5 protein-coding genes are annotated in these 4,567 nt (G+C 51.7%); 4 read left to right on the top strand and 1 reads right to left on the bottom strand.

The features are described from left to right. On the bottom strand, positions 1-403 hold a 403-nt coding region (locus ACYVTD_RS10040), incomplete at its 3' end, for a glycosyltransferase (RefSeq protein ID WP_461247643.1). Between the two features lie 34 nt (positions 404-437). On the opposite strand from ACYVTD_RS10040, the gene ACYVTD_RS10045 reads away from it, so the two are divergent. The 4 genes from ACYVTD_RS10045 to dnaJ all read left to right on the top strand — a co-directional run bounded on the left by ACYVTD_RS10045 (position 438) and on the right by dnaJ (position 4,545). Next, the gene (locus ACYVTD_RS10045; RefSeq protein ID WP_461247644.1) at positions 438-644 is read left to right on the top strand and encodes a hypothetical protein; all 207 of its coding nucleotides are present in this window, start codon (positions 438-440) and stop codon (positions 642-644) included. Between the two features lie 158 nt (positions 645-802). After that, a complete protein-coding gene (gene grpE / locus ACYVTD_RS10050; RefSeq protein ID WP_461247645.1) occupies positions 803-1,417 on the top strand; it encodes a nucleotide exchange factor GrpE in 615 nt (204 codons plus the stop codon). Between the two features lie 69 nt (positions 1,418-1,486). Further along, positions 1,487-3,427, top strand: coding sequence for a molecular chaperone DnaK (dnaK, locus tag ACYVTD_RS10055; RefSeq protein WP_461247646.1), 1,941 nt, complete (start codon positions 1,487-1,489; stop codon positions 3,425-3,427). Beyond that, complete coding sequence (dnaJ, locus tag ACYVTD_RS10060; protein ID WP_461247647.1) at positions 3,427-4,545, top strand: molecular chaperone DnaJ; 1,119 nt, start codon at positions 3,427-3,429, stop codon at positions 4,543-4,545. The genes dnaK and dnaJ overlap by 1 nt, the downstream gene beginning before the upstream one ends. The last annotated feature ends 22 nt before the right edge of the window (positions 4,546-4,567 follow it).

Consider the following 4,567-nt stretch of genomic DNA (forward strand, 5'->3'; position numbering starts at 1 on the left):
TAAAAACGCAGTTTGCCTCTACGCCGTATTCTTTCGCCTCGTCCTTAAAAAGGTCCACGTCGGGGCCGTTGCCTACGATTACGAGCATGGTGTCGGGATTTTTTTTAAGAATGTCGGGAAGTATTTTTATTAGGAAACTGATGTTTTTTTCCCTTGCGACCCTGCCCGCCATTAGGAGCAATTTTTTTCCGTAAGTTTCTGGAAAGAGCGCGTTAAACGCCTCCTTGAACGCCTCGATTTCCGCCTTGTCATGTATGAAAAGCGCCGGGTCAATGCCCGTTGGCAGAATGAAAGTTTCGGCGTCCGGCCTGTACTTGTGAACGACGGCTTCAATCTGCGCCGTGGGCACGATCACCTTGTACGACCGTCTTATGGCGTTTTTTAAAATATTGCGTATAAACAACTTTACCAGAAAAATCGGAAACATAGGGAAATAATTGGGGGAAATTACAAAAAAACTTATTGAAATTTACAAAGATACAATTTCATCTTATATGAAGGATTACGGTAAACCGCGCTCGCCCGTATGGGAACTTGTAACGAACAAGCGCTGGTGGGAAATAAACAACAAAATTATAAGAAAAAAGACTAAATTGAAATTAAAGGAGCTCCATTCAAAAATTACACGAAACTACAAAAATTGACGTTTACAGGCCATCCTTTTGTTAAAAAGGACATCTTTTCAGCTTTTAGTCATAAAATTTTTAACCTTTATTCCTTGACCCTTACGGAAATTTTTATTATTTTTACATATAGAAAGCTCAAATTAACTTGTATTGACCGGAGGTGTCAGTTATTAAATATGGCAAAACATGATACGGAGAATAACATAGACGAAACGCAGGGCGGCGGCGCTCCAGAAGCGCAGGCCGCCGAATCGGTTAAAGATGCGGAAAACGAAACCCCGAATGGCACTCAGGACGGCGAAGAACAGGCCGCGGAGCTTACTCCTGAGGAAAAAATAACCGAATTAGAGTCTCAAATCGCAGAATTGCGCGACCAGCTTCTGCGAAAAGCAGCCGATTTTGAGAATTTCCGCAAAAGAATGAACCAGGAAAAGCAAAACGCGATTGAATACGCCAACCAAAGCCTTCTTTTGGACATAATTCCCGTAATCGACGACTTTGAAAGGGCGATTCAGGCGGGCGAAGGCTCTAAGGACATAAACGCCCTTTTGGAAGGCATCAAAATGATCGAAAAGCGGCTGACCGGCCAGCTTGAAAGCAAGTGGGGGCTTAAGCGCTTCGTTTCCGCAGGGGAGCCGTTCGACCCGAACAGGCACGAGGCCCTTATGGTGGAAAAATCCCCCGATATAACCGAGGCGGTCGTGAAAGAAGACCTTTCCAAGGGGTATTTGCTTAAAGAAAGGGTGATCCGCCCTTCAAAAGTAAAAGTTTTAATGCCGGAAGACAAGTAGCAAATACGGGAGGCTATTCAAAATTCCCCGTAAATTCGATATATTTTTATAAGAGGAAGGAGAAGAAAAATGGGAAAGATTATAGGTATTGACCTTGGAACAACCAATTCATGCGTGTCCGTGCTTGAAGGCGGCGAACCAATAGTTATTCAAAACTCCGAAGGCGGGCGAACAACCCCGTCCGTAATCGGCTTTACAGGCAAAGGCGAAAGGGTCGTAGGCGCTCCGGCTAAAAACCAGATGATCACAAATCCGGAAAATACCGTATTTTCAATCAAGCGTTTTATGGGACGCCGTTTTTCGGAAGTCGGCAGCGAAATGAAGCTTGTGCCCTACCGCGTGACGGAACAGGGCGACGACGTGCGCGTCGACATCGACGGGAAGAAATACTCGCCGCAGGAAATTTCCGCCTTCATTTTACAGAAGATGAAACAGACCGCCGAGGACTACCTTGGCGAACCCGTCACGGAGGCGGTAATTACCGTTCCCGCCTACTTTAACGACGCCCAGCGTCAGGCGACAAAGGACGCGGGCAAAATCGCCGGTCTTGAAGTAAAGCGCATCATTAACGAGCCGACCGCCGCCTCTTTGGCGTTCGGTTTTAACAAAGATTCCAAAAAAGACAAAGTCATAGCCGTCTACGATCTTGGCGGCGGCACTTTCGACGTTTCCATTCTTGAATTGGGCGACGGCGTTTTCGAGGTAAAATCCACGAACGGCGACACCCACTTGGGCGGCGACGACTTCGACCGCCGAATAATGGAATGGCTTATCGCCGAATTCAAAAAAGACACCGGCATCGATCTTGGCAACGACAGAATGGCGTTACAGCGCCTGCGCGAAGCCGCGGAAAACGCGAAGATTCAGTTGTCCGCCACGCAAACTACGGAAATTAACATACCGTTTGTCACCGCCGACCAGAGCGGCGCCAAGCACCTGCAAAAATCCCTTACCCGCGCGAAGTTTGAACAGATGGTGGAAGACCTTCTTGAACGCTCGAAAGAACCGTGCAGAAAAGCGCTCGCGGACGCGGGTCTTACCGCGGACAAGATTGACGAGGTTATCCTTGTCGGCGGTTCAACACGCATTCCCGCCGTCCAGCAAATAGTAAAAGACCTTTTCAAAAAAGAACCCAACAAGGGCGTTAACCCCGACGAAGCGGTCGCGGTTGGCGCCGCTATTCAGGGCGGTATCCTCGGCGGCGACGTTAAGGACGTTCTTCTGTTGGACGTTACCCCGCTGTCATTGGGAATAGAAACATTGGGCGGCGTTATGACGAAGCTCATCACGCGCAACACGACGATTCCCACCCGCAAGAGCCAGATTTTCTCCACCGCGGCGGACGGCCAGACGGCGGTCTCAATCCAGGTGTTGCAGGGCGAGCGCGAGATGGCGAGCCAGAACCGTGTGCTTGGCCGCTTCGACCTTGTGGGCATCCCTCCCGCCCCGCGCGGAGTTCCGCAGATAGAGGTAACTTTCGACATAGACGCAAACGGCATAGTACACGTAAGCGCGAAAGATCTCGGCACTGGCAAAGAGCAGAAGATACGGATCGAAAGCTCCAGCGGCCTGAGCGACTCGGACATTGACCGCATGGTAAAAGAGGCGGAACTCCACGCCGAAGAAGACAAGAAAGAGCGCGAGAAAGCCGAAGTGCGAAACGACGCCGACTCGATGATTTACGCCACTGAGAAAAACATCAAAGACTTGGGCGACAAGGTGAGCGCGGCGGACAAATCCAAAACGGAGGAAGCCATCGCCGACCTGAAAAAAGCGCTTGAGGGCGGCGACCTTCAGGCCATCAAGGACAAGACAGAGGCGCTCAAACAGGCGTCCTACAAAATAGCCGAAGAAATTTACAAACAGCAGGGCGCTTCAGGACAAGGCGGCGCTCAGGGCGCAGGCCCCGGCCCCGACATGGGCGCGGGCGGCGGCTTTGATCCCGGCGCGGGCGGCGGCAACACCAAGAGCGCCGAAGACGCGGACTACGAAGTGGTAGATGATAAGTAATGGCAAAGCGGGATTACTACGAAGTTCTTGGCGTACAGAAGACCGCGACCAAAGACGAGATAAAAAAGGCGTACCGTAAACTCGCCGTCCAGTACCACCCGGACAAGAACCCGGGCGACAAGCAGGCCGAAGAAAAATTTAAAGAGGCGACCGAGGCCTACGAGATTCTCGGCGACGATCAGAAGAAAGCCGCATATGACCAGTACGGACACGCAGGCGTCGAAGGCATGGGCCAGAGCCACGACTGGAGCAACTTCCGCGGGTTCGAAGACATCTTCGACGGCGGCTTCGGCAGCATATTCGAAAGTTTTTTTGGCGGCGGTTTCCGCAGGGGCGGTTCGGCGGGCGTAAGGCAGGGGGCGAACCTGCGCTACGACGTCGAAATCCCGTTTAAGGACGCGGTCTACGGCACAAAAGTTGAAATTCAGTATTCACATAACGAAGCCTGCGAAACCTGCAAAGGTTCCGGCTCGGCGGACGGATCCAGCAAAAAAACCTGCCCGACGTGCCGAGGTACGGGGCAGATTCGGCACAGCCAGGGATTTTTCTCGGTAGCCGCCACCTGCCATACCTGCCACGGCGAAGGGTACGTCATCGAAGCGCCGTGCAAGGACTGCGGGGGAACGGGAACGCAGAAAAAGCGGCAGAAGATAATGGTTACGATCCCGTCCGGCACCGATAACGGGAAACGCGTCGTAATTCCCAAACAGGGGGACGCGGGCCCCAACGGCGGACAGGCGGGCGACCTCTATGTGTTCATCAGGGTAAAGCGCCACGAATACTTTGAAAGGCAGGGGCACGATCTTTACTGCGCCGTCCCAATCTCCATTGCTCAGGCGGCTCTTGGCGCGAACATTCATGTTACGTCCCTCGATAATAAGAACATAAAGGTAAAAGTGCCTGCGGGCATTCAAAGCGGAAAACTTCTCCGCATCCGAGGCGAGGGCGTCCCTTCAGGCGGAGCGCACGGCGACCTGTACATAAAAGTCATCGTGCAGATACCCGAAAAACTTTCCCGCCGCGGAAAAGAACTGCTTGAAGAACTTGCAAAATCCGAAGGCCAAAACGACAGCCCTAAACCAATCGCGCTTTCATTCCTGTTGGGGAAGAAGAACTAGTTCGAAAAATTTCACACAAAGA

Source organism: Treponema sp. R6D11, assembly GCF_054786075.1.